This is a genomic window from Endozoicomonas atrinae (assembly GCF_001647025.1).
GTDB lineage: Bacteria > Pseudomonadota > Gammaproteobacteria > Pseudomonadales > Endozoicomonadaceae > Endozoicomonas > Endozoicomonas atrinae.
This window is the reverse complement of the sequence record NZ_LUKQ02000573.1, coordinates 1-1,288: the sequence shown is the minus strand read 5'-3', so window position 1 is coordinate 1,288 and position 1,288 is coordinate 1. Positions and strand designations below refer to the sequence as shown.

At 38.7% G+C, this 1,288-nt stretch carries 2 protein-coding genes; both read left to right on the top strand.

Going from position 1 to position 1,288, the window contains the following annotated elements; all coding sequences use genetic code 11:
- Positions 1-324 precede the first annotated feature (324 nt).
- The gene (locus AK963_RS29140; protein ID WP_066018743.1) at positions 325-690 is read left to right on the top strand and encodes a hypothetical protein; all 366 of its coding nucleotides are present in this window, start codon (positions 325-327) and stop codon (positions 688-690) included.
- A 136-nt stretch (positions 691-826) separates the two neighbouring features.
- Positions 827-1,171 (top strand): hypothetical protein, encoded by a 345-nt coding sequence (locus tag AK963_RS29135; protein ID WP_066018742.1) that lies wholly within the window; start codon positions 827-829, stop codon positions 1,169-1,171.
- Positions 1,172-1,288: the final 117 nt, after the last annotated feature.

The window sequence follows — 1,288 nt, the reverse complement described above, 5'->3', positions numbered from 1 at the left end:
TGCTGGATCACCTTATTGAAGACAAGCTGAAGCCGTTCATCGCAACTGGCCAAATGCCGTTTGGACGAAGCGGAAAAGCGGTACATGGTGTCCCTTTTTTTTAGTGGTGTAGCTTGGGAGGCGATTTATGATCCCGCAGACACAAAAAAACCCGCTGTTAAGCGGGTTCTTCTGAAGGATGCAAGCAGGGAATGGTTAAGTGACCGGGTAATTTCCCAGCATGTGCTTTTACCGTACTTATACTCTCACTTTGAGTCAAATTCTTTTGGTACTATGGAAGCCTTTCGTAAATCAGCCATGTGATAAGGGTATAAAAAGTAATTTATGAACTTAGCAGCACTTGACGTAATTATTGATAATAATGTGGAAATGCTTGAGTCGTCAGCCAGAGAGAATAAAGTCGACGAAACCACGATTGTTGGTATCGCAAAATATGCTGTCTCTAATGGGTACGATAAGCTATCAATTGCTCAGAAATACCATTTTGATAACTGCATCAAACCTCTTATTGAGGAAGTACAATGTCCAGGTTACACCCATGAGTGTGACGAGTACCAAAGAGATTGCACCAATATTTTAGACGACGACGATCTGGTGGAATATTACCAAAATGCCAGGGACTATTGTGATAGCTGTGAAGCACAAGCATCTGCTGATGCGCATTCAAAAGAATCGTTCTTCCGTGATTAAGATTTACCACTGATCAAATCATCCAACTGTCATCAAAGGTCAGTTGGATGCTTTGATGAATATAGAGTGCCACTGGTCTAATAGTTTTTAGCTGATCATAACTCATAAGGTTATAATTCTGAGTTTTTTAAAGATTATGGAACTACGAAGAAATTTCACCAAAAACTTGGGAACACATTACGGCTTATACGCAGGTTCAGAACTTATCCATGTTGAATACAGCCGTTCTGCTGCTGAAGATATTCTCGAACGTATACAGGCTGGTGAGATGTTGGCTGAAATCTTAAATGAAAGGTTCGAAAAACTTCATGATAGTAAGATTGCAGAAATTGAAAAAAAATTCGAGAAAAATAGAACAGAGCTTGTGAGGCTTAATTTTGGTATTGCAAATAGGAAAGAAATCACTCGACGACTTGAAAACCTCAACACCAGATTATCAATCAAGTATCTTTCTTCAGAATATGATTTAGAGGGAATGTAATTTAAATTGTGTAAACGCTTGTCGTTAATACTCCAAAATGGAGAATAACAATGAGCGTTGAAATCAACGAAAAACTGGTAGATCAAATAGCCAGTCAGATTAAAACTCAGGATGATC

What these genes read in the sequence shown, in the direction of transcription:
- AK963_RS29140 (WP_066018743.1), top strand. Translation starts at nt 325, where the DNA reads ATGAACTTAGCAGCACTTGACGTAATTATTGATAATAATGTGGAAATG.
- AK963_RS29135 (WP_066018742.1), top strand. Translation starts at nt 827, where the DNA reads ATGGAACTACGAAGAAATTTCACCAAAAACTTGGGAACACATTACGGC.